The sequence below is a fragment of the Nocardia sp. NPDC003482 genome (assembly GCF_053588115.1).
On the sequence record NZ_JBSFPI010000003.1, the window covers coordinates 240,652 to 267,478 of the forward strand.

Here is a 26,827-nt window from a genome sequence, read left to right on the forward strand (position 1 = left end):
CGCTGTCCCAGCGCCACCCTAGGGTCAATCGAGCACAGCCACCACGTCTGTTACTGCCGCGTGACCCGACCATTGTCCCGGACGGGGCGCGACAGGTCACGCATCCGGCTGATCGCCGCCCAGCAGCCGGGCCAGGACCGGGCCGATCTCGGCCAGTCCGGCGGGGCCCGCCAGCTCCTGATGGGTGGTGGGCACCGGGCGGTCGACGATCCGGCCGTCCACGTAGGGCGCCCAATCGGACGAGGTCAGGCCGCGGGCGGCGTTGTAGGGGTCGTTCGCGGCCCGGAAGAACTCGACCGTCCCGCGGAACACGCCGGGCCGATGGTCGGCCGCGAGTTCCACCCCGCGCACCGCGGCGCGATAGATCCGCAGCACGTCCTCGGTTGTCAGCGTGATCACGTCGGCGGGGACCGAGGCATGAAGGGCCGCGAGGGCCTCCTCGCTCAGCTCGTGCGGATCGCCCTCGGGCAGCGCGTCCTCGCCGATGCCGAGTTCGGCGAACGCGTTGCGCAGGGTGGCGCGGAAGTCGGTGACGTCCAACTCGGGGTAGCCGTCCAGGATCGCCAGCAGCGCCACCTCCGCGCCCGCCGCCTGGAGTTCGGCGGCGACGGCGTGTGCGAGCACCCCGCCCAGCGACCAGCCCAGCAGTCGGTAGGGCCCGTCCGGCTGCACCGCGCGGATCTCGGCGGCATAGCGAACGACCATCTCCCGCAACGACTCCGGCAGGTAGTCCTCGCTCAGCGCGGGCGACTGCACGCCCCACAGCGCGGCCCCCGGCACGTGCGCGGCCAGCCCGGAGTAGGCCCAGGCCAGACCGCCCATGGGATGGATACAGAACACCGGCACCCCGGTGCCGCCGCTCAGCGGGAGGACGACGTCGAAGGCGGTCGAGCTCGCGGGGTCGTGCGCGTCGATGCGGCGGGACAGCCCCTCGACGGTGGCGTCGCCGAACAGCCACGGCACCTCGATGTGGGTGGACCCGGTCGCCTCGCGCAGCCGCGCGACGGCCCGCGCGGCCAGCAGCGAGTTGCCGCCGAGGGCGAAGAAGTCGTCGTCCACGCCCACCCGGTCGACCCCGAGCAGATCGGCGAAGACGGCGGCGACGGCTCGTTCGGTCAGGGTCCGCGGTGCGCGGAAGTCGTTGCCGCGCACCAGTTTCGGCTCGGGCAGGGCGCGGCGGTCGAGTTTGCCGTTCGGGGTGAGCGGCAGCGCGTCCAGCACCATGATCACATCGGGAACCATGTAGCCGGTGAGGAATTCGGCGACCTCGGCGCGCAGTTCGGCCGGATCGCGGTCGGCCGCGACGACATAGCCGACGAGGCGTTCGCCCGTGCGCTCGTCGCGCCGGACGACGGCGGCGGCCTGTCCGACCCCCGCGCAGCGCAGCAGCGCCGCCTCGACCTCGCCCAATTCGATACGGAAACCCCGCAATTGGACCTGCTGGTCGCCGCGGCCCGCGTACTCGAGCCGCGCCGCGTCGCCGGTCTCGCGCCAGCGGCCGATGTCGCCGGAGCGGTAGAGCCGCGCGCCCGGCGGGCCGAAGGGGTCGGCCACGAAGCGGGTGGCGGTCAGGCCGGGACGATTCAGGTAGCCGCGCGAGAGCTGTTCGCCCGCGACGTACATCTCCCCGGGCACACCGGCCGGAACCGGATGCAGCCGCTCGTCGAGCACGTGCACGGCCAGGCCGGGCAGCGGCCGCCCGATCACGCTGGCCGGATCCGAGGTCAGCGCGTCGTCGATCACCTGGAACGACACGTGCACGGTGGTCTCGGTGATGCCGTACATGTTCACCAGGCGCGCCTCGGGATGCGCCGCGCGCCACGGCGCGACCCGCCGCGGATCGAGGGCCTCGCCGCCGAACACGATGTGCCGCACCGCGAAATCGCCCGGCGTGGCGGCGGCGCGATCGGCGGCGACGAGCTGATAGAACGCCGAGGGCGTCTGGTCGAGCACCGTCACCCGTTCGCGAATCAGCAACTCGCGGAACGCTTCCGGCGATCGCGAGGTCGGGTGGTCGACCACGACCACGCTGCCGCCGGTGGCCAGCGCCGCCCACAGTTCCCACACCGAGAAGTCGAAGGCGAACGAGTGGAACATCGTCCACACGTCGGTGTCGTCGAATTCGAACAGCGGTTGCGCGTTGGCCAACAGCTGCAACACATTCCGGTGCGAGACCGCGACGCCCTTCGGGACGCCGGTGGAGCCGGAGGTGTAGATGACGTAGGCCAGATCGTCCGGGCGCAGCGGACCGCGGCGGTCGGCGTCGGTCACCGGGCCGTCGTCGAAGCCCGCGGCGCGGTGCGTCAGCAGGGTGGGGATGCCGTGCGGGGGCAGGGCGTCGTGCAGTTCGTCGGTGGTGAGGACGTAGGCCGGGGCGGCGTCGGCGAGCAGGAACTCGAGTCGCCGCCGCGGGTAGCCGGTGTCGATGGGCAGGTAGCCGGCGCCCGCCTTGAGCACCGCCAGCAGCGCGATCGGCAGTTCCTCGGTGCGCGGAACGGCCACGGCCACCAGGGTTTCCGGGCCCACGCCGCCCGCGATGAGGGCGCGGGCGAGCCGGTTGGCGCGGCGGTCGAGTTCGGCGAAGGTGAGCGTCCGCTCCCCCGCCCGCACGGCCGTCGCGTCGGGCCGCCGCCGGACCTGGGCGTCGATGAGCGCGACCAGTGACGGTTCGGTGGCGGTGCGCGGCGGCGCGAGCGGCGCGTTCCAATCGCGCAGGGCGCGTTCGCGTTCGGCGTCGGTGCGCAGTTCGATATCGCCGAGCGCGGTGTCGGCGGCCACCAGACCGGTCAGGACCCGGCGGAAGCGGTCGGCAAAGCCGCGCACGGTCGCCTCGTCGAACAGGTCGGTCGCGTAGGTGAGGGCGGCGACGAGCCCGCGCGGTCGGCCGTCCGGATCGGTGTTCTCGGCGACGGTGAGCTGGAGGTCGAATTTGGCCGGGGTGGGCAGCGCGTCCAGGCCCGACACGGTCAGCCCGGGTAGTCGCAGTTCGTCGGTGGTCAGGTTCTGGAAGGCCAGCGCCACCTGGAACAGCGGGTGCCGGGCGGTGGAGCGGACCGGTTCGAGCAGTTCCACCAGGCGTTCGAACGGCACGTCGGCGTGCGCGAACGCGCCGATGTCGGTGCGGCGCACCGCCTGCAACAGCTCGTCGACGGTTCCGGCCGGGTCGATCTCGGTGCGCAGCACGAGCGTGTTGACGAACATGCCCACCAGATCGTCGAGCGCGGCCTCGCCCCGTCCGGCGATCGGGGTGCCGATGGCGATGTCGCGGGTGCCCGACAGCCGGGCCAGCAGCACCGCGAGCGCGGCGTGCACGACCATGAACAGGGTGGCGTTGTGGGCGCGGGCGAACGCCTTGGACGCGGCGTGCAGGTCGGCGTCGATGTCGAAGGTGACCGTCGCGCCCCGGTAGCTGGCGACGGCGGGCCGCGGCCGGTCGGTCGGCAGGTCCACCTGTTCGGGCAGGGCGGCCAGCCGCTCGCGCCAGTACGAGACCTGTTGCGCCAGCGCCGATTCCGGGTCGTCCTCGGAGCCGAGGGCGCGTTGCTGCCACAGCGCGTAGTCGGCGTACTGGACCGGCAGCGGCGCCCAGGCGGGCGGTTCCCCGGCGGCGCGGCCGGTGTAGGCCAGGACGAGGTCGCGGGTGAGCGGGCCCAGCGACCAGCCGTCGGTGGCGATGTGGTGGGCCACGAACACCAGGATGTGCTCGGTCTCCGACAGTCGCAGCAGCGCGGTGCGGACGGGCACCCAGGCGGTGACGTCGAAGCCCGCGGACACGATCTCGGTGACGACGCGCTCGAGTTCGGCGGGTGTGATCTCGCGCGGCTCGGTGTCGAGGTCGATCGCGCGCGGCGGGTGCACGAGTTGCACCGGGCCGGTGCCGGTGAGCGGGTAGGTGGTGCGCAGGATCTCGTGCCGGGCGACCACGTCGTTCACGGCCCACCGCAACGCGGTCACGTCGAGGTCGCCGGAGAGCCGGATGGCGACGGGGATGTTGTAAACGGCTGCGGCGGTGTCGAATTGGTTGAGGAACCACATGCGCTGCTGGGCGAACGACAACGGCACGCGGTCGGGGCGTTCGACGGCGACGAGCGGGGGCCGCGCGGCATCGGCGGAGCGTTCCACGGCCGCGGCGAGGGCCGCGACCACCGGGGTCTCGAACAGCGCGCGCACGGAGACCCGGGTCTCGAGCGCCGCGCCGACGCGGGCGGCGCCCTGCGTCGCCAGCAGCGAATTACCGCCCAGGGCGAAGAAATCGTCGTCCGCGCCGACCCGCTCCACCCCGAGCACCTCGGCGAACACCGACGCCACGACCTCCTCGATCGGCGTCGACGGCGCACGGAACACCGTGCTCTCGAACTCCGGCTCCGGCAACGCCTTACGATCCAGCTTGCCGTTCACATTCAACGGCAACGCATCCAACACCACGAACGCCGACGGCACCATGTACGACGGCAACGCCGCCGACAACGCCGACTTCACCTGCGCCACATCGACTTCCGCGCCGGAAGGCACCAAATACGCGACCAGCCGATCACCGGTCCGCTCATCGGATTTCGCCAGCACGGCCACCTGAGCGACCTCCGGCAACGCCAGCAACGCCGCCTCGATCTCACCGAGCTCGATCCGGAAGCCGCGAACCTTGACCTGGAAGTCGGTGCGGCCCCGGTATTCCAGTTCCCCGTCGCGCCAGGCGACGAGGTCGCCGGTGCGGTACATGCGAGCGCCCGGGATTCCGAACGGGTCGGCCACGAATCGTTCGGCGGTCAGATCGGGTCGCGCGAAGTACCCGCGCGCCAGCTGCGCGCCCGCGAGGTACAGCTCACCGGAGACGCCCTCGGGCACTGGGTGCAGGCGCGAATCCAGCACGTACACCTGGCTGTTCCACTCCGGCACGCCGATGGGGACCGTGGTGGTGTCGGCGTCGGTGACGCGGTGGGCGGTGATGGAGACGGCCGCCTCGGTCGGGCCGTACAGGTTGAACAGTTCGGTGCGCGGTCGCGCGGCCCGGAAGCGCTGGGCGAGCGCGCCGGGCAGGCCCTCGCCGATGGCGAGCACCCGGCGCAGGTTGGGGATGCCACCGTCGGTGAGCAGGGCGTCGAGCATGGACGGAACCGCGTGCAGGGTGGTCACCCGCGCCCGGGTCATGAGTTCGTTGAGGTAGGCGGGGTCGCGGTGGCCGTCGGCCGAGGCGATCACCAGGCGACCACCGCTCGCGGCGGCGGACCAGAACTCCCACACCGACAGATCGAACGTCGCGGCCGTCTTCAACAACACCGCGTCATCCGCGCCGAGCCCGAATTCCGCCGTCTTCCACAGCAATTGGTTGACCACGGCCGCGTGCGGCACCGCCACACCCTTGGGACGACCCGTGGAACCGGAGGTGAAGATGACATACGCCGTGTTCTCCGGCCGCAGCGGCGCGACGCGCTCGGCGTCGGCGATCGGTGTGTCGGCCAGCTCGCCCACGGTCAGATCCTCGAGCCACACCACCGGGGCGGCCGTGGTGGCGAACGCGGCGGCGGTATCAGACAGCACGCACACCGGCGCGGCCGTGCCGAGAATGTAGGCGGTGCGCTCGGCGGGCTGGTCCGGATCGACCGGCACGTACGCGCCACCGGCGGTCGCCACGGCGTACATGGCCACGACCAGATCGGCGGAACGCCGCAGGGCCAGGGCCACCCGCGATTCCGGGCCGACGCCCAGCGAGATCAGGTGGCGGGCAAGGCGATTCACCCGGCGGGACACCTCGCCGTACGTGAGCGATTCGCCGGTGGCGTCGTCGATGAGGGCGACGGCGTCGGGCGTCGCGGCCACGGTGGCGGCGAGCAGTCCGGCGAGGGTGCGGTCGTGGGCGGCGCGCAGCGTGGCCGAGTCCAGCGGGTAGCCGGTGGCATTGGGCCGGGTCAGGATGCGGTGCTGTTCGGTGCGGTCGAGCAGCGGCAGGTCGCCGACGGGCGTGCTCGCGTCGGCGGCGACGGAGGTCAGGACGCGGGCGAGGCGGTGCGCGATCGAGGCTGCGGTGCGCTCGTCGAACAGGTCGGTGGCGTAGGTCAGGAACCCGCCGATACCGTCGGCGCTCCCGTCCTCCCCGTAGGCGTCCGCCACGATCAGGTGCAGATCGAACTGCGACACATCCAGATCCGCGTCCACGCCCCGCACGGTCAGACCCGGCAGATCCAGCTGCGTGCGGGCGACATTCTGGAACGACAAACCCACCTGGAACAACGGATGATGCGCCGTCGACCGACGCGGATTCAACACCTCCACCAACCGCTCGAACGGCACATCCGCGTGCGCGAACGCCTGCAGATCCACCTCCCGCTGCCGAACGAGGAGTTCCGCGAACGACTCCGAACGATCCAACTGGGACCGGAAGACGACGGTATTGACGAACATGCCGATCAGATCGTCGAGTTCGGCCTCACCGCGACCCGCCACGGGCGTCCCGATCGCGATGTCGTCGGAACCCGACAATCGCGCCAGCAACACCGCCAACGCCGAATGCACCACCATGAACACCGTCGCCCCGTGTTCGCGCGCCAGGCTCACCAGTCGCGCGTGCGTGCGGGCGTCCACGGCGAACGGCACCCGCCCGCCCGCGAGGGTGGCCACGGCGGGCCGGGGGCGGTCGGTGGGCAGTTCCAGCAGCTCCGGCAGCCCGGCGAGTTCCCGTCGCCAATACGAGATCTGCTGGGCGGCAATGGAATCCGAATCCGACTCGTCGCCGAGGACGGCGCGCTGCCACAGCGCGTAGTCGGCGTACTGCACCGCCAACGGCGGCCACGCCGGGGCCTCCCCCGACGTACGCGCCGCGTACGCGGTCATGACATCACGCACCAACGGACCCATGGACGAGGCATCGCCCGCGATGTGATGAACGACCACCGCCAGCACGTATTCCGGTGTGGGCGAATCGGTTACGCGCAGCAGTCGCACGCGCAGCGGCACCTGGGTCGTCACGTCGAACGGCGTGGCGGCCAGCGTGTGCACCAGTTCGGGCACCTCGGCCGCGGTGACGGCCTCGACGGTCACGCCCAAGCGGGTGTCGGGCGGCAGGATCACCTGCACCGCGCCGTCGGGCGTCTCGGGATACACGGTGCGCAGCACCTCGTGCCGGGCCACCACGTCATCCAAAGCGGCACTGAGGGATTCGGCGTCCAGACTGCCGGTCAGGCGCAACGCGAACGGCAAGTTGTAGGCCGCCGACCCCGTGCCGTCGTCGAAGCGGTTGAGGAACCACATGCGCTGCTGCGCCAACGACAACGGCAGCCGCTCCGGCCGCTCGACGCCGCCGAGTTCGACGGTGCGACGCCCGTGCGACCGCGATTCCACGGCCGCCGCCAGCCCCGCGACCGTGGCGGTCTCGAACAGCGCGCGCACCGGGATGCGGGTGTCGAGCAGGGTGCCCAGCCGCGCCACCACCCGGGTGGCGATGAGCGAATTGCCGCCGAGGGCGAAGAAGTCGTCATCCGCGCCGACCCGTGGCAGCTCCAGCACCTCGGCGAAGACCTCCGCGACCAGTTCCTCCACCGGCGTCGCGGGAGCGCGGAATTCGCGGGCGGCGAAGACCGGTTCGGGCAGCGCCTTGCGGTCGAGCTTGCCGCTGGCATTGAGCGGGAACTCCGGCAGTGGCACGATCGTCGCCGGAACCATATAGGCGGGCAACGTCTTCGCGACGGCGTCGCGCAGTTCCTCCGCGACGATGCGGTCGCCCGGCACCGGCACGGCGTAGGCCACCAGCTGCTCACCCAGCGTGGACGGCACCACCAGCGCCACGGCCTGACTCACCGACGACTGCGCCAGCAACGCGGTCTCGATCTCACCGAGCTCGATCCGCTGACCCCGGAACTTCACCTGGAAGTCCGTGCGCCCCACGTAATCCAGCCGCGCGGGAGCGTCGGCGTCGGCGTCCCGCCAGATCACGAGATCGCCGGTGCGGTACATGCGCGACCCGTTCCCGAAGGGGTTGGCCACGAACCGATCCGCCGTCAGATCCGGCCGCCGCACATAGCCGCGGGCCAGCTGGTCCCCGGCCAGATACAGCTCACCGGGGACGCCCGCCGGAACCGGACGCAGCCACGAGTCCAGCACGTACACGCGAGTGTTCCACTGCGGCAGGCCGATCGGCACACTCGTGCGATCGCTGTCGCGGGCCTCCCAGTAGGTGACCGACACGGCCGCCTCGGTCGGGCCGTACAGGTTGTGCACGCGCGCGGTGGTGACGTGACGCAGCGCGGCGACGGTCTCGGGCGGCAGCGCCTCACCGATGACGAAGATGTCGCGCAGGGTCGGGCACGCGCCGGCGCTCAGGTGCGCGGCGAAGACGGTGAGCATCGACGGCACGAAATCGGTGACCGTGACATGCTGCGCCGCAATCGTTTCCGCCACGTACACCGGATCCCGATGCCCGTCGTGCGTCGCCACCACCAGCTTCGCCCCGGCCCGCAACGGCATGAAATACCCCCACAGCGACACATCGAACGTCGTCGCCGTCTTCTGGAGATACACATCGCCGGGCGTGAGCGGGTACTGCGCGAGCATCCACTCGATCTGGTTGTGGATGGCGCGGTGCGAGACGGCCACACCCTTGGGGCGGCCCGTCGAACCGGAGGTGAAGATGACGTAGGCGGGATGTCCCGGCCGCAGGGTCGCGCGCCGGTCGGCGGCGGTGATCGGGGCGGCGGAGTGGCCGGACAGGTCGAGTCGATCGATCTCGAGGACCTCGGCGCCGGGCAGCGCCACGGCGTCCCGCCCGGTGGTGAGTACGCACAGCGGCTGGGCGGTGTCGAGAATGTGGGCGATGCGCTCGGCCGGATGATCCGGATCCAACGGCACATACGCGCCACCGGCCGCCACGATCGCGTACATGCCGACGACCAGATCCAGCGACCGGCGAATCGCCAACCCCACCAAGGTTTCCGGGCCGACCCCGGCCGAGATCAGCAGGCGTGCCAGCCGATTCACGCGGGCGTCGAACTCGGCGTAGGTCAGCTCGTCGCCCTCGTAGGCGACCGCCACCGCGTCGGGGAACCGCGACACCGCGCGGCGATAGCCGTCCAGCAGCAGTTCCTGGGGGACGGCCTGGCGGGTGTCGTTCCAGCCGTGCAGGATTCGCCGCAGCTCCTCGTCGGAGAGCAGTTCGATCCCGCCGATCGGCAGCCGCGGCTCGGTGGTCACCGTCCGCAGCACCCGGGCGAACCGGTCCGCGAATCCGGCCACCGTGGCCTCGTCGAACAGGTCCGCCGCATAGGTGAACAGCGCCGAGAAACCGGCCGGCACGCCGTCGTCCGCGCGCGGCACGATGGTCAGTTGCAGATCGAATTTCGCTACCGCGCCGTCGAATTCGAGCGCCTCCACCGACAGACCCGGCAGCTCCAGACGCGGCTTGTCCATGTTCTGGAAGAACAGCGCCACCTGGAACAACGGATGATGCGCCTGCGACCGCACCGGATCGAGCACCTCGACCAACCGCTCGAACGGCAACTCCGCATGCGAGAACGCCGCCAGATCGGTGTCCTTCACCGCCGCCAGCAACTCGTCGAAGGACAGCGCCGCATCGATGCGGGTGCGCAGGACCAGGGTGTTGACGAACATGCCGACGAGATCGTCGAGTTCGCGCTCGCCGCGCCCCGCGACCGGGGTACCGATCGCGATGTCGTCGGTCGCCGACAGCCGCGCCAGCAGGACCGCGAATGCCGCGTGCACGGCCATGAACAGTGACGCGCCCGCGCGCTGGGCCGAATCCAGCAGCCCCGCATGGGTTTCCGCGTCGATCTCGAAGGCGAATTCGCCGCCGCGGCCGGAGGCGGTGACCGGACGGGGCCGGTCGGCGGGCAGGTCCAGTCGATCCGGTAGACCCGCGAGGGCATTCCGCCAGTACGAGATCTGTTTCGCCGCAAGGGATTCCGGATCGGACTCCGCCCCCAGCACCGCGCGCTGCCACAGCGTGTAGTCGGCGTACTGCACCGGCAACGGTTCCCAGGCCGGAACCTCGCCGGTGTGGCGGGCGAGGTAGGCCGTCATGAGGTCGCGCACCAGCGGCGCGATCGACGTGCCGTCCGCGGCGATGTGGTGGACGGTGACGGCGAGCACGTAATCGGATGCGGCCGAATCCAATTCGAGCAGCGCGATGCGCAGCGGCACCTCGACGGTCACATCGAAGCCGGTCAGCGCGAAGTCGGTCAGCCAATCCTCGAGTTCGATCGCCGCGACGGGTTTGGCGGCGAGGTCGGGGAGGGCGCGTTCGGGCGGGAGCACCAGCTGATAGCCGGTGCCGTCCTCCGCCGGGTAGACGGTGCGCAGGGTCTCGTGGCGTTCCACCACGTCGGCGACCGCGGCCTCGAGCGCGTCCACGTCGAGTTCGCCGGTGAGCCGGATGGCGAACGGGATGTTGTTGGCGGCCGAGGCGGTGTCGAACCGGTTGAGGAACCACATCCGCTGCTGCGCGGGCGAGAGCGGAATCCGGTCCGGCCGCTGCACGGGCGCCAGCGGCAACCGGTCACCCGCCCCGGCGAGCGCCGCGATCCGGGCCGCCAACTCCGCGACCGTCGGGGCCTCGAACACCTGCCGGGCGGGCACCCGGGTGCCGATCTCGGCCCCCACCCGCGCCGCGACCTGGGTGGCGATCAGCGAATTGCCGCCCAGTTCGAAGAAGTCGTCGTCCGCGCCGATCTCGGTGTCGCGATGCAGCAGCTCCGCGAACGCGGTGGCGACCAGGATCTCGTACCGGCCCTCCGGCGCGCGGAAACGCTTGGCCTGCAACACCGGTGCGGGCAGGGCGGCGCGATCGAGTTTGCCCACCGGGGTCAGCGGGATCTCGTCGAGCACCATGATCGCGGTCGGCACCATGTGCGCGGGCAGGCTGCGCGCGGCGAAGGCCAGCAGTTCGTCCACGTCGACGGCGGACCCGGCCGCGTGCACGTAGGACACCAGCACCGTCGCCCCACCGGGCAGGGCATGGCCGACGGTGACGGCGAAGTCGACCGCCTCGTGCGCGGCCAGCACCGCGTCGATCTCGCCCAGCTCGATCCGGAACCCGCGGATCTTCACCTGGAAGTCGTTGCGGCCCAGGTATTCCAGTTCACCGTTCGCGGTCCAGCGGACGAGGTCGCCGGTGCGGTAGAGGCGGCTAGCCGCCCCACCATCCCCGAAGGGGTTGGCCACGAACCGGGCGGCCGTCAACTCGGGGCGGGCGTGGTAGCCGCGCGCCAATTGCGCACCGGCGATGTACAACTCGCCCACCGCACCCGGAGGCACCGGCGAAAGGCGTTCGTCCAGAACATATTCGGTGATCGCTCGGATCGGGCCGCCGATCGTCACCAGCTCTCCCGGGACCAGCGGGGCGCTGATATTGGTCATGATGGTGGTCTCGGTCGGACCGTAACCGTTGTAGAACTCCCGGTTCCGGCCCCCCGATACGGGAATCACCCAGCGCCGCACCAGATCCGGCGGACACGCCTCACCACCGGCCACCACCACGCGCAGATCGTCCAGCCCGGCGGGATCCACCGAGGCCAGCGCAGCCGGGGTGATGAACGCGTGGGTCACCCGCTCGCGCCGCAGCAGCGCGGCCAACTCGTCGCCGCCGTACACCGTCGGGGCGACCACGACCATGGTCGCCGCGCCGCCGATGGCCAGCAGCAGTTCCAGCACCGACGCGTCGAACGACGGCGACGCGAAATGCAGTGCGCGCGAGGCGCTGTCGACACGGTAACGCTCGCGCTGCTCGTCGCAGAAGCTCGACAACCCGGCCTGGGTGACCACCACGCCCTTGGGCTTGCCGGTCGATCCCGAGGTGTAGATGACATAGGCCGGATGTTCGGCGCGCAGCGGTCGCACCCGGTCGGCGTTCGTCACCGGCTCGGTCGAACAGCGTTCCAGCCGAGCGCGAATGCCGCCGTCGACGGTCAGCCACTCCACACCGCCGGGCAGCCGATCGCGCACCGCCGACACCGTGAGGCCCAGCGCCGCACCGGAATCGGTGACCATGTGCGCCACCCGCTCGGCGGGATAGTTCGGGTCCACCGGCACGAAACCCGCGCCCGTCTTGGCGACGGCCCACACCGCCACCACCGACTCGATCGACCGCGGAATGCCGACCGCCACCAGATCCTCCGGCCCGATGCCCCGCTCGATCAACGCGCGGGCCAGCCGGGTGGAACGTTCGTCGAGTTCGGCATAGGTCAGCTCGGCCAGTGTGGCGGTCGCGTCCGCGAGGACGACGGCGACGCCGTCCGGATTCGCCTCGACGGCCGTCAGCAGCAGGCGCGGCAGCGTGGTCACGCGGGGACGACGGGTCCGCGCGGGTCGCTGCCGGACCGGGCGCGTCACGCTACGAATCCGAACATCAGACTGAAACCTTCTATGTGCAAACAACGAATCTTCGCAATCTTGCCTTGCTCGCGCCGATACCGCATCCTTGCTGGTTACGCACGCCCAAGATTCCGAGGTCACGAACGGTCGGTAGCTAACGGCTATCTTTCGGCAGCAGTTCGTCCAGGGCGACGACGACCTCGGCGGCCCCGAATTCCGGCATCGGTATCGGACCACGCTCGATCACCACGGCCCGCAGATCCTCGAGCGGTTCCGGATCCAGTCCGGTGAGCCCGTCCGCGTCGGTGAACAGGTGCGTGACCCACTCGTCGGCCAGCGCGGCGCTGCTCGCGTCGGCGGGCAGCACCAGCGACGCGCCGGTGGCCCCCGCCGCGACGATCTCCACCAGACCGGCGACGGCGTCGGCCCGGCCCTGCCGGAACGTGCGCGATTCGAAGGTGAGATCGGTGCGCGCCCGCACCCGGTCCACCGTCGCGGCCAACCCGTCGTAGCTCAGCACGATCGACCCGACGCCGGTCCGGTCCGGTGCGGCCGGGTCCGGGACGGTCCCGACGGCCACGAAGACCGGATCGGCCCCCCGCAGCGCGCGGGTGCGGTTGGCGTACGTCACCGGGCGCGCGGACTCCCCCGCGATCTCGGCGACCACGTTCGGATCGTCCAGCACCAGCCAGTCGATACCGCCCGGCTCCCCGGCGACCACGGCCGAATCGGCCAGGCCCACCTTGGTTTCCAGCGCGGTGGGCAGCGCGCCGCCCAGCGACGGCACCACCGCCGCACCGGCCTTGAGCACCGCCCAGGTGGCCACGGCCGCCTCCACGCCCCGCTCGATCCGCAGCGCGACGCCGACGCCCGGCCCGCAGCCGCGCCCGATCAGCACCCGCGCCAACCGCGAGGACCGCGCGTCGAGATCGGAGTAGCTGACCGCGTCCTCGCCGAAGGCGAGCGCGGGCCCGTCCGGATCGTCCTCGACGGCCGCGGCCAGCGCCTGGGGCAGCGTGGTGCCGATGGTGGTGGCGGATTCGACCGGTTCGGTCCGCTCCGGCTCGGGCCGCTCCGCGCCCTCCTCGAACAGGTCGATCGCGCCGATCAGGATCTGCGGATCCGCGGCGACCGCGGCCAGGATGCGTTCGAAGCGGCGGCCCAGCGCCCGCACGGTCGACTCGTCGAACAGGTCGGTCGCGTAGGTCAGCACGGTGATCAGATCGCCCGGCGCGCCGTCGGGCCCGTTGCGCGGCTCGACGGTCACCTGGAGATCGAATTTGGCGGCCACCGCGTCCGAGTCCAAGGCGGTGACGCTCAGGCCGGGCAGTTCGAGGGTCGGGGCCTCGGTGTTCTGGAACGACAGCACCACCTGGAACAGGCTCTGTGCCCCGGACCGGCCCGGGGCCACCACCTCGGCCACCCGCTCGAACGGGATGTCGGCGTTGGCGAAGGCGGTCAGATCGGTCTCGCGGGCCTTCTCCACCAGCGCGTCGAAGGTGTCGGCGGTGCTCACGCCGGTCCGCAGGGCCAGCGTGTTGACGAACATGCCGACCAGATCGTCGAGCGCCCGCTCGCCGCGGCCCGCGATCGGCGTGCCGATCGCGATGTCGGCGTTGCCGGACTGCCGGGCCAGCAGCACGGCCAGCGCCGCGTGCACGACCATGAACAGCGACGAATTGTGTTCGCGCGCAAGGCGCAACAGGCCCTCGTGCACCTCGGCGGGCACCAGGAAGCCGACCGAACCGCCGCGCATCGACGGCACCGCCGGACGCGGCCGGTCCGCGGGCAGCAGCGGGGTCGTGGACAGGCCCGCGAGCTGGTCGCGCCAGTACGCCAATTGCCGTGCGGCGACGGAGTTCTCGTCGTCGTCGGAGCCGATCACGGTGCGCTGCCAGATCGCGAAGTCGGCGTATTGCACCTCGAGCGGGGCCCAGCCGGGCTCGTTGCCCTGACTGCGGGCCAGGTACGCGGTCACCAGGTCGCGGGCCAGCGGCGCCATCGACGCGCCGTCACCCGCGATGTGGTGCACGACGAGCGCCAGCAGGTATTCGTCGCCGCCGCGCAACAGCAGCGCGCGCACCGGAACCTGTTGCGTCACATCGAATCCGGTGGACATCAGCTCGGTGACGCGGCCGATCGGATCGTCCGTCGTCTCCACGGTCAGGCCCTCGGGCAGCGCGTCGGCGGCCGGGAGGATCTCCTGATACGGCAGCCCGCCCGGCCCGCTGGCCGGGTAGCGGGTGCGCAGCACCTCGTGCCGCTCCACCACATCGGCGATCGCCTGCCGCAGCGCGGGCACGTCCAGCGCGCCGGAGAGCCGGATCGCCAACGGGATGTTGTAGGACGGCGAGTCGGGGTCGAGCTGGTTGATGACCCACATCCGCTGCTGCGCCAGCGACAGCGGCACCCGGTCGGTGCGCGGGGCCGGGAGCAGTTTCGGCCGCGCGGCGCCGCCCGCCGCGCCGGGCACCACGCGGGCCGCGAGCGCGCCCACCGAGGACGCCTCGAACAGCTCGCGCACCACGAGATTCGCGTCCAGCGCCTCGTTGATCCGCGCCACCGCGCGGGTGGCCAGCAGCGAGTTGCCGCCGAGGGCGAAGAAGTCGTCGTCCAGGCCCACCTCCGGCGCGCCGAGCAGATCGCCGAACACATCGGCCACGGCCTGCTCGATCGGCGTGCCCGGGGCGCGGTAGGCGGCGGCCGAGCCGAGGAACTCCGGCGCGGGCAGCGCCCGGCGGTCGAGTTTGCCGTTCGGCGTGAGCGGCAGCGCGTCCAGCACCACGACGGCGTCGGGAACCATATAGCCGGTGAGGAATTCGCTCACCCGCGCGCGCAACGCGGCAGAATCGAGGTCCGCGCCGCCCTCGGGGACGACGTACCCGATCAGCCGATCACCGGCGTGCTCGTCCGCGCGGACCAGCACCACCGCCTGGCTGACGCCGGGGCAGCGCAGCAGCGCGGCCTCGATCTCGCCGAGTTCGATGCGGAATCCGCGCAACTGCACCTGCTGATCGCTGCGCCCGGCGTATTCGAGCGCGGCCTCGCCGTTGAATCCGGCCCAGCGGCCGATGTCGCCGGTGCGGTACATGCGCGCACCGGGCGCGCCGTACGGGTTGGGCACGAAGCGGGTGGCGGTCAGCCCGGGGCGGCCCAGGTAGCCGCGCGAAAGCTGGTGTCCCGCAACGTACATCTCGCCCGCGACGCCGACCGGGGCCGGATGCAGCCGGTCGTCGAGCACGTAGGTCTCGAGGCCGGGCAGCGCGCGGCCGATGACGCTGGCCGGGCTGTCGGTGAGCCGCTCGTCGAGTTCGAGGAACGACACGTGCACGGTCGTCTCCGTGATGCCGTACATGTTGATCAGCTGCGGCGCGTTCGCCGGATGCCGCTCGTACCAGCGCGCCAGCTGGCGCAGATCCAGCGCCTCGCCGCCGAACACCACATAGCGCAGCGCGAACTTGTCCGCGTCCGAACCGGCGGCCCGATCGGCCTCGGCGAGCTGGTAGAACGCCGAGGGCGTCTGGTTGAGCACGGTCACCCGTTCGCGAATCAGCAACTCGCGGAACAACTCCGGCGACCGGGAGGTCGGGTAGTCCACCACCACGACCGCGCCGCCGTTCGCCAGCGCGCACCACAGCTCCCAGACCGAGAAGTCGAAGGCGAACGAGTGGAACAGCGTCCACACGTCGGTCTCGTCGAATTCGAACAGCAGCTGCGTGTTGGCGAACAGCTCCAGCACGTTGCGATGCGAGACGCCCACGCCCTTGGGCACGCCGGTGGAACCGGAGGTGTAGATGACGTAGGCGAGGTTGTGCGGCCGCAGCGGCGCGATCCGCTCCTCGTCGGTCACCGGCTCGTCGGCGAGGGTGTCGGTGTCCTCCAGCAGTACCACCGGAACGTCGGTGGGCGGCAGCGACTCCAGCGCCTCGGCGGTGGTGAGGAGGCAGGTGGGCGCGGCGTCGCCGAGCACGAACTCGAGCCGCTGCCGCGGATAGGTGGTGTCGATCGGCAGGTAGCCCGCGCCCGCGACGAGCGCGCCCAGCAGCGCGATCGGCAGCTCCTCGGTGCGCGGAACCGCCACGGCCACCAGGGTTTCCGGCCCCGCGCCGCGCGCGATCAACGCGCGCGCCACCCGGTTGGCCCGGCGCTGGAGTTCGCCGAACGAGATCGTGGTGTCGCCGAACCGGATCGCCGCCGCGTCCGGCCGCCGCCGGGCCTGGGCCGCGATCAGATCGGGCAGCGTGACCGCGGGCACCTCGACGCCGGGCGCGTTCCATTCGCGCAGGACGAGTTCCCGCTCGCCCGGGGCGAGCACGTCGATATCGCCGACGACGACGGCGGGTTCGGCGGCGACCGCGTCCAGCACGCGCCGGAAGCGGTCGGCGAAGTCCTGCACGGTCGCCTCGTCGAACAGGTCGGTGGCGTAGGTGAACGCCGCCGACATGCCGCGCGGCACCCCGTGTTCGTCGATGCGCTCGACCATGGCCAGTTGCAGATCGAACTTGGCCAGCGGGACGGCCATGTCCACCCCGGACACGGCCAGACCGGGCAGTTCCAGCCGGGTCTGGGCCAGGTTCTGGAAGGTGAGCATCACCTGGAACAACGGGTGGCGGCTCGCCGAGCGGACCGGGTCGAGCAGCTCCACCAGCCGCTCGAACGGCACGTCGGCGTGCCCGAACGCCTCCACATCGGTGCCGCGGATCGCGCGCAGCAGTTCCTCGAACCGCGCGGCCGGATCGACGTCGGCGCGCAGCACGAGCGTATTGACGAACATGCCGATCACATCGTCCAGCGCGGCGTCGCCGCGACCGGCGACCGGCGTGCCGACGGCGATGTCGCGAGTGTTCGACAGCCGGGCCAGCAGCACCGCGAGCGCGGCGTGCACGACCATGAACAGCGTCGAATTGCTCTGGTGCGCAAGGCGGTTCAGCGCCGCGTGCACCCCGGCGTCGATCTCGAAGCCCAGTGTCGCGCCGTGATTGGTCGGCACCGCCGGACGCGGGCGGTCGGCGGGCAGATCCAATTGTTCGGGCAGCGCGGCCAATTCGCGCCGCCAGAACGAGATCTGCTGCGACAGCAGCGATTCCGGATCGTCCTCGGTGCCCAGCGTCTCGCGCTGCCAGAGCGCGTAGTCGGCGTACTGCACCTCGAGGGGAGCCCATTCCGGCCGTCCGCCGCGCACGCGGTCCAGATAGGCCGTCATGAGGTCGCGGGTGAGCGGGGCCATGGAGAAGCCGTCGCCCGCGATGTGGTGGATCACGCACACCAGGACGTGTTCGGTGGCGGAGAGCCGGATCACCCGCAGCCGCAGCGGCGGCGCGACGGTGACGTCGAATCCGGTGACGACGGTCTCGGCGACCAGGTCGAACACCTCGGCCTCGGTCGCGTCGACGACCGGAACGTCCGGCAGCGCACGGGGATCCGAGGCGGCGAGCACCAATTGGTAACCCTCGCCGTCGAGGTCGGGGTAGATCGTGCGCAGCACCTCGTGCCGCTCCACCAGATCCCGCACGGCCGCGCGCAGCGCGTCCAGATCCAGGGCGCCGCTCAGCCGCACCGCGACCGGGATGTTGTTGACCGCGGCCGCCGGATCGAACCGGTTGAGGAACCACATGCGCTGCTGCGCGTACGACAGCGGCACCCGTTCGGGCCGGGCCATGGGCCGCAGCCGCTGTCCGGCCGCCGACCCCGCGTGCTGCTCGACCCGCTGGGCCAGCGCCGCCACCGTGGACGCCTCGAACAGCAACTGCACCGGCACCCGCAGATCCAGCGCCGCGCCGATGCGCGCGGCGGCCTGCGCGGCCAGCAGCGAGTTGCCGCCCAGTTCGAAGAAGTCGTCGTCGGCGCCGACCCGGCCCGGTTCGTCGGCGGTGCCGGGCACCAGCAGCGCCGCGAACACGTCGGCGACGATCTCCTCCACCGGGGTCGCGGGGGCGCGGAATTCCCGTGCGGCGAAGGTGGGTTCGGGCAGCCGGGCGCGATCCAGCTTGCCGACCGGGGTCAGCGGGATCTCGTCGAGCACCATGATCGCGGCCGGAATCATGTACGCGGGCAACGACTCCGACAGGAAGTCCACGAGCGCGCCGGTGTCCACGGTGGTTTCGGCGCGGGGCAGCACATAGGAGACCAGCGCGGTCGCGCCCGAGGGCAGAGCCCGGCCGAGCGTGGCGGCGAAGTCGATGTCGGGGTGGGCGGTGAGCGCGTTGTCGATCTCGCCGAGTTCGATGCGGAAACCGCGGATCTTCACCTGGAAGTCCGACCGGCCCAGATATTCGAGGGTGCCGTCGGACTCGTTGCGGCGCACCAGATCTCCGGTGCGGTACAGCCGCGCGCCCGCGGCCCCGGCCTCCGCGCCGAACGGACTCGCCACGAAGCGTTCCGCGGTCAGCCCGGGACGACCCAGATAGCCCTGAGCCAGCGCCGGACCGGACAGATACAGTTCGCCGATCACCCCGGCGGGCACCGGGCGCAGCCGCGAATCCAGCACGTACGCACCGACTCCCGCGATCGGCGACCCGATCGTGATCGGCTCGCCCGGCCGCAGCGGGGCGCTGGAGGTGGCCAGGATGGTGGCCTCGGTCGGACCGTAGCCGTTGTAGAACAGCCGATCCGCGCCCGCCCAGCGGCTCACCAGTTCGGGGCCGAACTTGTCGCCCGCGACGACGACCGCCTCCAGGTCGTCCAGCCCGGCCGGATCGACCGACTCCAGCGCGCCCGGGGTGATGAGCATGTGCGAGATCTGTTCGCGCCGAAGCAGATCGCTCAGCTCGAAGCCGCCGAACACCTCCGGCGGCGACACCACCAGGGTCGCGCCCGAGGAGAACGCCAGCAGCAGTTCCAGCACCGAGACGTCGAAGTTGGGCGAGCAGACGTGCAGCACTCGGGATTCCTCGCCGACCCCGTAGTGCTCGCGCTCGGCCGCGACCAGCGAGCCCAGCCCGGAGTGGGTGACGACCACGCCCTTCGGGCGGCCGGTCGAACCGGAGGTGTAGATGACATAGGCCGGATGCTGCTCGGTCAGCGGGCGCACCCGGTCGGTGTAGGAGATCGGATGCGACGGCCGGTCCGCGATCCGCGCGGCCACCACCGGATCGTCGAGCTCGAGCCAGTACACGCCAGTGCCGAGCGCGGTGCGGTGCGCGGAGGTCGTGAGGCCCAGTGCCGCACCGGAATCCGCGACGATGTGGGCGATCCGCTCCGGCGGATACGTCGGATCCACCGGCACGTAGGCGGCGCCGGTCTTGGCGATCGACCAGACCGCGAGCACCGATTCGATGGACCGGGTCATCCCGATGGCGACGACGTCCCCCGCGCCGAGGCCGCGCTCGATCAGCTCGCGCGCCAGCCGGGAGGACGCCTCGTCGAGTTCGCGATAGGTCAGTTCGCGCGCCGGCGCGGCGTCGGTCCCGGGGAACCGGATCGCCACGGCGTCGGCCGCGGATTCCACCGCCGCGGTGAGCAGCTGGCCGAACAGCGGGGCACCCGACCGGCGGCGACGACCTCCACGAGCGGAACGGCGGGCAGTGTCCATGGGAGTGCTTTCACCTCTCGCGTTCATCAGGTCCGCACGGCCGACCGACGTCGACGTCCCCCACCCGCGGTCCGAGCAATCATATAGGGGTGCGTGGTACGGCGGCTCGCGCCCGAGCTACGCACTACTCATCGGTAGAAGGGGGACCGAACGTTGCGGCGGCGGCCCGATTCGATGGATTCGTCACATTCGGAGACGATACGCGGGAATCACAGCCACCCCCGCCTCATGGCCTGCACCCCCGCCTGGAACCGGGTACTGGCCCCGAGCCGTTCGAGCAGGCTGGCGGTGCGGCGCACGACAGTGCGGCGGGACATGCCGAGCCGCCGCGCGATGGTGTCGTCGGTGGCGCCCAGGCCCATCAGGGTGAGGATCGCGCGGTCGCGCTCGTCGAGCGGTTCGCTCGGATTCACCGAGATGGGCGCGGCCAGCGACCAGAGCACGTCGAAGGTGCGAACGAGCAGGTCCAGCGTCGGCGACGGGCCGATGCGCAGGCCCATCGGATCGCCGCGGCGCTCGTCGTGGTGCAGCATCAGGCTCGCCCGCTCGCCGTCGGCGATGAGGACCTTCACCGGCGGATCGGGCAGGGTGCGGGCCTGCGCGCCCGCGGCGGTCACCGCCAGCGCGTGCCGCAACCGGTCGGCGTCCTGATAGATGGTGTCCTGATAGAGCAGCTGATACCGCACACCCGCCTCGATGCGCGCGGTCTTCAGCTCGAACAGCCGCTCGGCGCGCTCGTCGTCGCAGACGTAGGGGCCGCGTTCCACCAGGCGCACGGTCTTGCACGCGTTGCGCTGCAAGTCCTCGAATTCGGCGATCATCTCCCGGGTCTCGTACATCGGGACCACCGTGCCGTCACCGCGCGCCGAGCGCCGCACCGACCGGAACGTCTCGCCCAGGCGCGCGGCGGCCGCGTGCATGCGCGCGGTCTGCGCCTGCCGACGACGAGACTCGGCCTCCGACAACGCTTCCGGGGCGTGCGCGTCCCAGACCACGCCGTCGTCCTCGATGCGGACCACCGCCTGGAGCTCGACCAGTTCCGCCAGCGCGGCCGCGACCGCCTCGGGCGGCTCGCCCAGGTGCTCGGCCAACTCGGTCAGGCCGATTCTCGGATGCTGAACCAGGGCCGCGTAGGCGCGCCCGAGCAGCGACTCGGCTTCGAACAGCTCGTGCAAGCCCGTCAAACCACAAACCCCCACTACCGCTCACCACGCGTGGGGCGCGGCTGCCGGTCTCGTTCCTAGTCCCGCCCCGGACCCCACTGCTGCTCGGACAGCGTGACGCCCTTGCTCGCCATATAGGGGGCGGGATCGATCCGGTTGTCGTTGGCATCCCAGATCTCCATGTGCAGGTGCGGCCCGGTGGAGTCGCCGCGGTTGCCGACGGTGGCGATCACGTCACCGGCGTTCACCCGCTGCCCCACATGGGCGAGGATGTCGTTGACGTGCCCGTACACCCCGGTGGTGCCGTCGTCGTGCTTGACCCGCACCCACAGCCCGAAACCCGACGCCGGGCCCGCCTCGATCACCGTGCCGGACTCCACCGAGTGGATGGGCTCGCCGATCGGATCGGCGAAGTCGACGCCGTAGTGGAAAGCGCCCCAGCGCCCGCCGTATCCGGAGCTCACCACGCCGGACACCGGGCGGACCGCCTGCGCGGGGGCCGCCTGCTGCTGCAAGCTCTTGATGACCTGCTCGGCCTGCGACAGCGGGCCCGCGACCTCGGGCGGCAGGTTCTGCAAACCGAAGGGCGCGGGAGCCGGGGCGGGCGCGGCGACCGGCGCGGGGGCGGCGACCTCCTCGGTCTCGGCGACCAGCTTCGGGCCGGTCTGGACCTGCTTGGCCTCCTTCACCGGCTCGGAGGCGACGTCGAGGGCGATCGTGTCGGTGTCATTGGCGTTGTGCCCACCGGCCAGTAGCGGCGACGCCTGAGCCAGCTGGGAGGCGGTGCCGATCAGCGCGCCCGCCGCGACCGCGGCGCTGGCCGCGAGCTTGACGCGATCCGCGGTGCGGGATTCGGACCGATGCCGGGTCGGCCGACCGGCAGCCCCGTCTTCCAGCAAATCCCAGACAGATACCGAAGTGGCGGTCTCACGATGGTGCGGCAAGGCTCGTCCTAGTGTCGATCACTGGTCCTGCCGCCTCGAAACCCGGGTTCGGTAACGATTCGGCATCTGTTGTGACGGAAACTGTACTCCGTCGTGACCTTTCCGCAACCTTCTGAGCGAAAATCACAGCTCGAGATCAAACTGGAGGGGTGATCCTCGACGAACTGCGGACTCCGATCGTGCTGGCGCCCATGGCGGGCGGCCCGTCGACGCCCGAACTCGCGGCGGCCGTCTCCGACGCCGGGGGGCTCGGCTTCCTCGCCACCGGCTACCTCGGCGCGGACGACAGCTTCGACCGCGTCGCGCGCGTACGCGAACTCACCGACCGCCCGTTCGGGGTGAATCTGTTCGCCCCCGGAACACCCACGCCGACGGAGCAATTCGCCCCGTACCTCGATCGTCTCGGCGGCCGCTACGACCTCGGCGAGCCGAGATTCGACGACGACGACTGGGCGGCGAAGCTGGCCCGGCTGGCGACCGATCCGGTGCCGGTCGTGTCGTTCACCTTCGGCTGCCCCGACGCGGCCGAGATCGCGCGGCTGCGCACGGCCGGGTCGGAGGTGTGGGTGACGGTGACCTCGGTGCCCGAGGCCCGCGCGGCGGTCGAGGCGGGGGCCGACGTGCTCATCGCCCAGGGCGCCGAGGCGGGCGGGCATCGTGCGACCTTCGTGGACCGGGCCGAGGACGACGCCACCGATCCGCTGTCGGTGCTCGCGCTGCTGCAACTGCTCACCGCGGCGGTCGACGTGCCGATCGTGGCGACCGGCGGCATCGTCACCGGCGCGGGCATCGCCGGGGCGCTGGCCGCGGGCGCGGCGGCCGCACAGCTGGGCACCGCGTTCCTGCGCTGCCCCGAGGCGGGCACCGCGAGCGTGCACCGCGACGCCCTGCCGATCGCGACCCCGACGATGCTCACCCGCGCGTTCAGCGGCCGCCGGGCGCGCGGACTGCGCAACCAGTTCATGCTCGACCACCCCGACGCCCCGGTCGCCTACCCCGAAATCCATTACGCCACCGGGCCGTTGCGCAAGATCGCCCGCGCCGAGGGCAATGCCGACGCGGTGAACCTCTGGGCAGGTCAGACCCATGTCCTGGCCACCGACGCACCCGCCGCGGAGGTGGTGCGCACCCTGACCGCCGACACGAAATCCGCGCTGAAGCAGGCACTCTCGTCGCGAATCCAGGATTGTTGACAACGTTTTTCGTTTAGAATCATGGGGCACCATCCGCCCATCCCATGAGGAGAGCGTCATGTCACTGGACGTCCCAACCGCACTACTCGAACGGGCCGAACGCGGTGAGGTCAGCGACGCGGAGTTCGTCGAATGCGTGCGCGACTCGCTGCCCTACGCGTACGAGGTGGTCAGCCGGGTTGCCGACGAACTGCGTTCCGGCACAGCCGCATTCGCGGACAATCTGGTCGCACCGCCCGACGAGACGGCCCGCGGCCAGCTGCTGCGCGCCATGGCCTCCGACGCGATCCGCGGCGGCCTGGAACGGCATTTCGGGGTGAAGCTCGCCTTCCAGAACTGCCACCGGGTGGCCGCCTTCCGGCTGTCGGAGGTGGGCGGCGAGACCTACGGCCGCTTCATCTCCACCCGCGCGCAGCTGCTGAACCAGAGCCCCGAGCTGCGTAACTGCTGAAACGGGTGAAACCGGCGCGCGCGGAAGGGGATCGCTCGCGCCGGTTTCCCTGCGCCGCAAGCCTTTTCAGGGTTTGCGGCCGATACCCGCCCAGTACCAGGCGGATTCGCGATCGGCGGCCGTCGCCGCGGCCGCGTCGTCGGCGAGGTCGGGTCGCCAGGTGACCACCGGAACCACCCCGGGATCGAGGATTTCCGTTCCGGCGAACAGGTTTTCGGTCTCGGCGCGGCTGCGCGGATAGAACGTGATCCCGGCCTGCTCCGACGCCAGCACCACGTTCTTCATCGCCCGCGCGTCGAAATCCGCTGTGGGATGGGTGATCACGAGGCAGCTGCCGGACGGCAGCGCGTCCAGCAGGCGCGCCAGGATGCCGTGCGGATCGTCCTCGTCGCGGAAGTACATCAGCACCGCGACCAGCATCAGGGCCACCGGCCGATCCAGGTCCAGCGTCTCGGTGAGCACCGGTTCGGCCAGGATCGCCGCCGGATCGTGCAGGTCGGCGTGGACGAATGCGGTCGCGCCCTCGTCCGTGCTCGCCATCAGCGCCCGCGCGTGCGCCAGCACGATCGGATCGTTGTCCACGTACACCACGCGCGCGGCGGGATCGATCCGCTGCGCGATCTCGTGGGTGTTGCCCGCGGTCGGGATGCCCGTCCCGATGTCGAGGAACTGGGTGACGCCCAACTCCGCGATCGCGAATCGCACCGCGCGCGCGAGGAACGCGCGATTGGCGCGGGCCATCTCGCGAATGGCGGGAACGTGGGCGGCGATGGCGTCGCCGAGGGCGCGATCGGCCGGATAGTTGTCCCGGCCGCCGAGCCAGTAATCGTAGACCCGGGCCTCGTGGGCCACGCTGGTATCGATCGTGGTCGGTAATCGGGATGCGGTCCGCGCCTTGCTGTCCGACATGGTGAACTCTTTCCTGTCACGTACGGCTCAGGATAGGTCGGCGAACCCTCGGCACGCGGGCTTTCCGTGGAGAAAACGGCGGGATATGCCAAACGGAAATGGCGACTCTCCAGTCTGTCGCAAACATTTGGCAAAGGCAGTTCTCACAGCTCGCGCAGCACGCGTTTGAGCACCTTGCCGGTCGGGTTGCGCGGCAGTTCGTCGAGGAACACCACCCGGCGCGGAATCTTGTAGCGCGCCAGATGCGAACGCACGTGCGCCTTGATCGCGTCGTCGTCCAGTTCCGGATCCGCGCGCACCACGAACGCCTCCAGCCGCGCGCCGAACCGTTCGTCGGGCACGCCGAGCACCGCGGCCTCGCGCACGCCCGGATGCGCGTTGAGCAGTTCCTCGATCTCGCCCGGGAAGACGTTCTCGCCGCCGGAGACGATCATGTCGTCGTCGCGTCCGTCGATGAAAAGCCTTCCGGCCGAATCGAAATGGCCCATATCGCCGGATGCGGTCAGGCGCCCGACGCGTTCCTTGTCGCCGCCGCCGGTGTAGCCCTCGAACTGCACGGCGTTCGCGACGAACACCCGTCCGGTCGTCCCGCGCGGCACCTCGCGGCCGTGGTCGTCGAGGATCCGCACCACCGCGCCGAGCACCGGCCGCCCGACGCACCCGGGTTCGGCGGCCAGATCGCGCGGGGTGGCGACGGTGGCGTAGGCGATCTCGGTGGAGCCGTACATGTTGTAGATCACCGGCCCCAGCGATTCGGTCACGCGGCGGCACAGCTCCGCGCCCAGTTGCGCCCCGGCCACGAAAACGATTCGCAGCGAGGACAAGTCGCGCCCGCGCAGCTCCTCCGGTTCCAGTTCGGCGATGCGGGCGAGCATGACCGGCACGGCCACCAGCGCGGTCGCGCGGTGCCGGGCGATGCTGTCGAGCACCCGCCGCGGCTCGAAGCGCCGCCGGATCACCAGCGTGCAGCCCAGCCCGAGCGACAGCAGCGCCATCGAGAAGCCGAGCGTATGGAACAGCGGCGCAGGGCATTCGGTGACCTCGCGGGTGCGGAACGGCACCCGGCTCAGCAGCGCGCCCACCGGTTCCAGCGAGCGCGGTTCCGGCCGGGACGCGCCCTTGGGCGTTCCGGTCGTCCCACTGGTCAGCAGGATCACCTTGGCCGCGGTTCCCGGGGCGGGCGGCGGCGCGGGCGACCCCGCCGCGATGAGCGCCTCCAGACTGGAGGTGTGCGCGGTGTCGGTCCAGGCGCGGTAGGCCCCGCGCCGGGGGCTCAGATCGCCGAGGATGGGCTCGTACTCCTCGTCGTAGACGAGCAGATCCACCGCCTCCCGCCGGGCCACGTCGTGCAGCTGCGGCCCCGCGAAATCGGTGTTGAGCAGGATGATCCGGGCGCCGCACTTGGCCGCGGCGAAGACCGCGTCGAGCAGGCCGCGATGGTTGCGGGCCAGAATCGCAACGCCCTCACCGGTTTTCAGCCCGCGCTTGCGCCACTCGTTGGCCAGCCGGTTGGAGCGCTCGTCGAGATCGCGGAAGCTCAGCGTGCCCAGTTCGTCGACGAGCGCGGCCCGATCGCCGTAGCGCGCGGCCGAAAAGCGAAGGGCCGCGGGCAGAGTCCCGTAGCGCAGCAGCGCGGCGCCCGCCGACAGCAGGGTTCGGGGCGATTCGACGCCCACCAGACCGCTGCCCACGGCCAGGCGCAGCGATTCCAGTTCGACCCAGGCGCGGACACCCAGATCCCGGAGCAGGGACGTGGTCATGGGCGAACTCCGTTGCTCTCCATCAGGTTACGCCCCGCCCGCGGCCGAGTGGCCGCGGGCGACGCGGGGTCAGCTGCCGTGCGTGCGCAGCTGATACAGGCCGGTGGTCTCGGCGACCACGACCCCGTCGGCGTCGGTCACGCTGGCGTGCAACGTGAAATCGGCCTTGCCCTTCGCGTCCGCCTCGGCGGTGATCCGGGCGATCTCCTCCGCCGACAGCGAAGCCTCCGCGCGCACATCGGTTTTCGCGGGTTTGCGGAAGGCGATCCGCAGATCCTTCACCAGCGGGTAGTACTTCGCCACGTCGAAGGTCGCGAGCGGGATCGCACCACCGAGCACCTCGGCGACGGTGAACAGCACCCCCGCGTACATGACCCCGAAGTGGTTGCCGTTGCCCTCGATCGGCACGGTCGTCCGCGCGTAACCGGACCGCACCTCGAGCGCCCGCACACCCATCTTGTGCGCGATCGGAATGGTGAACTCCAGCGCGCTGTTCACCATGTCCGCGTACGCCGGCGCGTCGCTGTTCGTCTCGGCCATGCTCGGTATCCCTTTCCTGGACCA

General features: G+C 71.2%; 8 protein-coding genes and 1 pseudogene. 2 read left to right on the forward strand and 7 right to left on the reverse strand.

Annotation, left to right across the window (positions count from 1 at the left end; genetic code table 11):
* Positions 1 to 96 precede the first annotated feature (96 nt).
* The 4 genes and pseudogenes from ACWDSJ_RS06510 to ACWDSJ_RS06525 all read right to left on the reverse strand — a co-directional run.
* Positions 97 to 12,273 (reverse strand): annotated as a pseudogene (locus tag ACWDSJ_RS06510) (amino acid adenylation domain-containing protein); the annotation flags it as partial.
* 193 nt (positions 12,274 to 12,466) lie between these two features.
* Positions 12,467 to 19,870 carry an amino acid adenylation domain-containing protein gene (locus ACWDSJ_RS06515; protein ID WP_450029713.1) on the reverse strand — a complete coding sequence of 2,468 codons (7,404 nt, stop codon included), beginning with the start codon at positions 19,868 to 19,870 and terminating at the stop codon, positions 12,467 to 12,469.
* 182 nt (positions 19,871 to 20,052) lie between these two features.
* Entirely contained in the window at positions 20,053 to 21,027 is a 975-nt protein-coding gene (locus tag ACWDSJ_RS06520; RefSeq protein WP_450029714.1) for a DNA-binding response regulator, read from the reverse strand.
* Between the two features lie 56 nt (positions 21,028 to 21,083).
* Positions 21,084 to 21,905, reverse strand: coding sequence for a M23 family metallopeptidase (locus tag ACWDSJ_RS06525; protein WP_450029716.1), 822 nt, complete (start codon positions 21,903 to 21,905; stop codon positions 21,084 to 21,086).
* Between the two features lie 194 nt (positions 21,906 to 22,099).
* Here ACWDSJ_RS06525 and ACWDSJ_RS06530 point away from each other — a divergent pair, with 194 nt between their 5' ends.
* Both ACWDSJ_RS06530 and ACWDSJ_RS06535 read left to right on the forward strand, forming a co-directional pair.
* A complete protein-coding gene (locus tag ACWDSJ_RS06530) occupies positions 22,100 to 23,143 on the forward strand; it encodes a nitronate monooxygenase (RefSeq protein ID WP_450029718.1) in 1,044 nt (347 codons plus the stop codon).
* A 58-nt stretch (positions 23,144 to 23,201) separates the two neighbouring features.
* Complete coding sequence (locus ACWDSJ_RS06535) at positions 23,202 to 23,594, forward strand: SCO5389 family protein (RefSeq protein WP_387363051.1); 393 nt, start codon at positions 23,202 to 23,204, stop codon at positions 23,592 to 23,594.
* A gap of 66 nt (positions 23,595 to 23,660) precedes the next feature.
* On the opposite strand, the gene ACWDSJ_RS06540 is transcribed toward ACWDSJ_RS06535, so the two are convergent.
* From ACWDSJ_RS06540 to ACWDSJ_RS06550, 3 genes are all read right to left on the reverse strand, one after another.
* Positions 23,661 to 24,503, reverse strand: coding sequence for an SAM-dependent methyltransferase (locus tag ACWDSJ_RS06540; protein ID WP_450029720.1), 843 nt, complete (start codon positions 24,501 to 24,503; stop codon positions 23,661 to 23,663).
* A 143-nt stretch (positions 24,504 to 24,646) separates the two neighbouring features.
* Entirely contained in the window at positions 24,647 to 26,263 is a 1,617-nt protein-coding gene (locus ACWDSJ_RS06545) for an AMP-binding protein (RefSeq protein WP_450029721.1), read from the reverse strand.
* 69 nt (positions 26,264 to 26,332) lie between these two features.
* Positions 26,333 to 26,803, reverse strand: coding sequence for a PaaI family thioesterase (locus ACWDSJ_RS06550; RefSeq protein WP_450029723.1), 471 nt, complete (start codon positions 26,801 to 26,803; stop codon positions 26,333 to 26,335).
* Between the last annotated feature and the right edge of the window lie 24 nt (positions 26,804 to 26,827).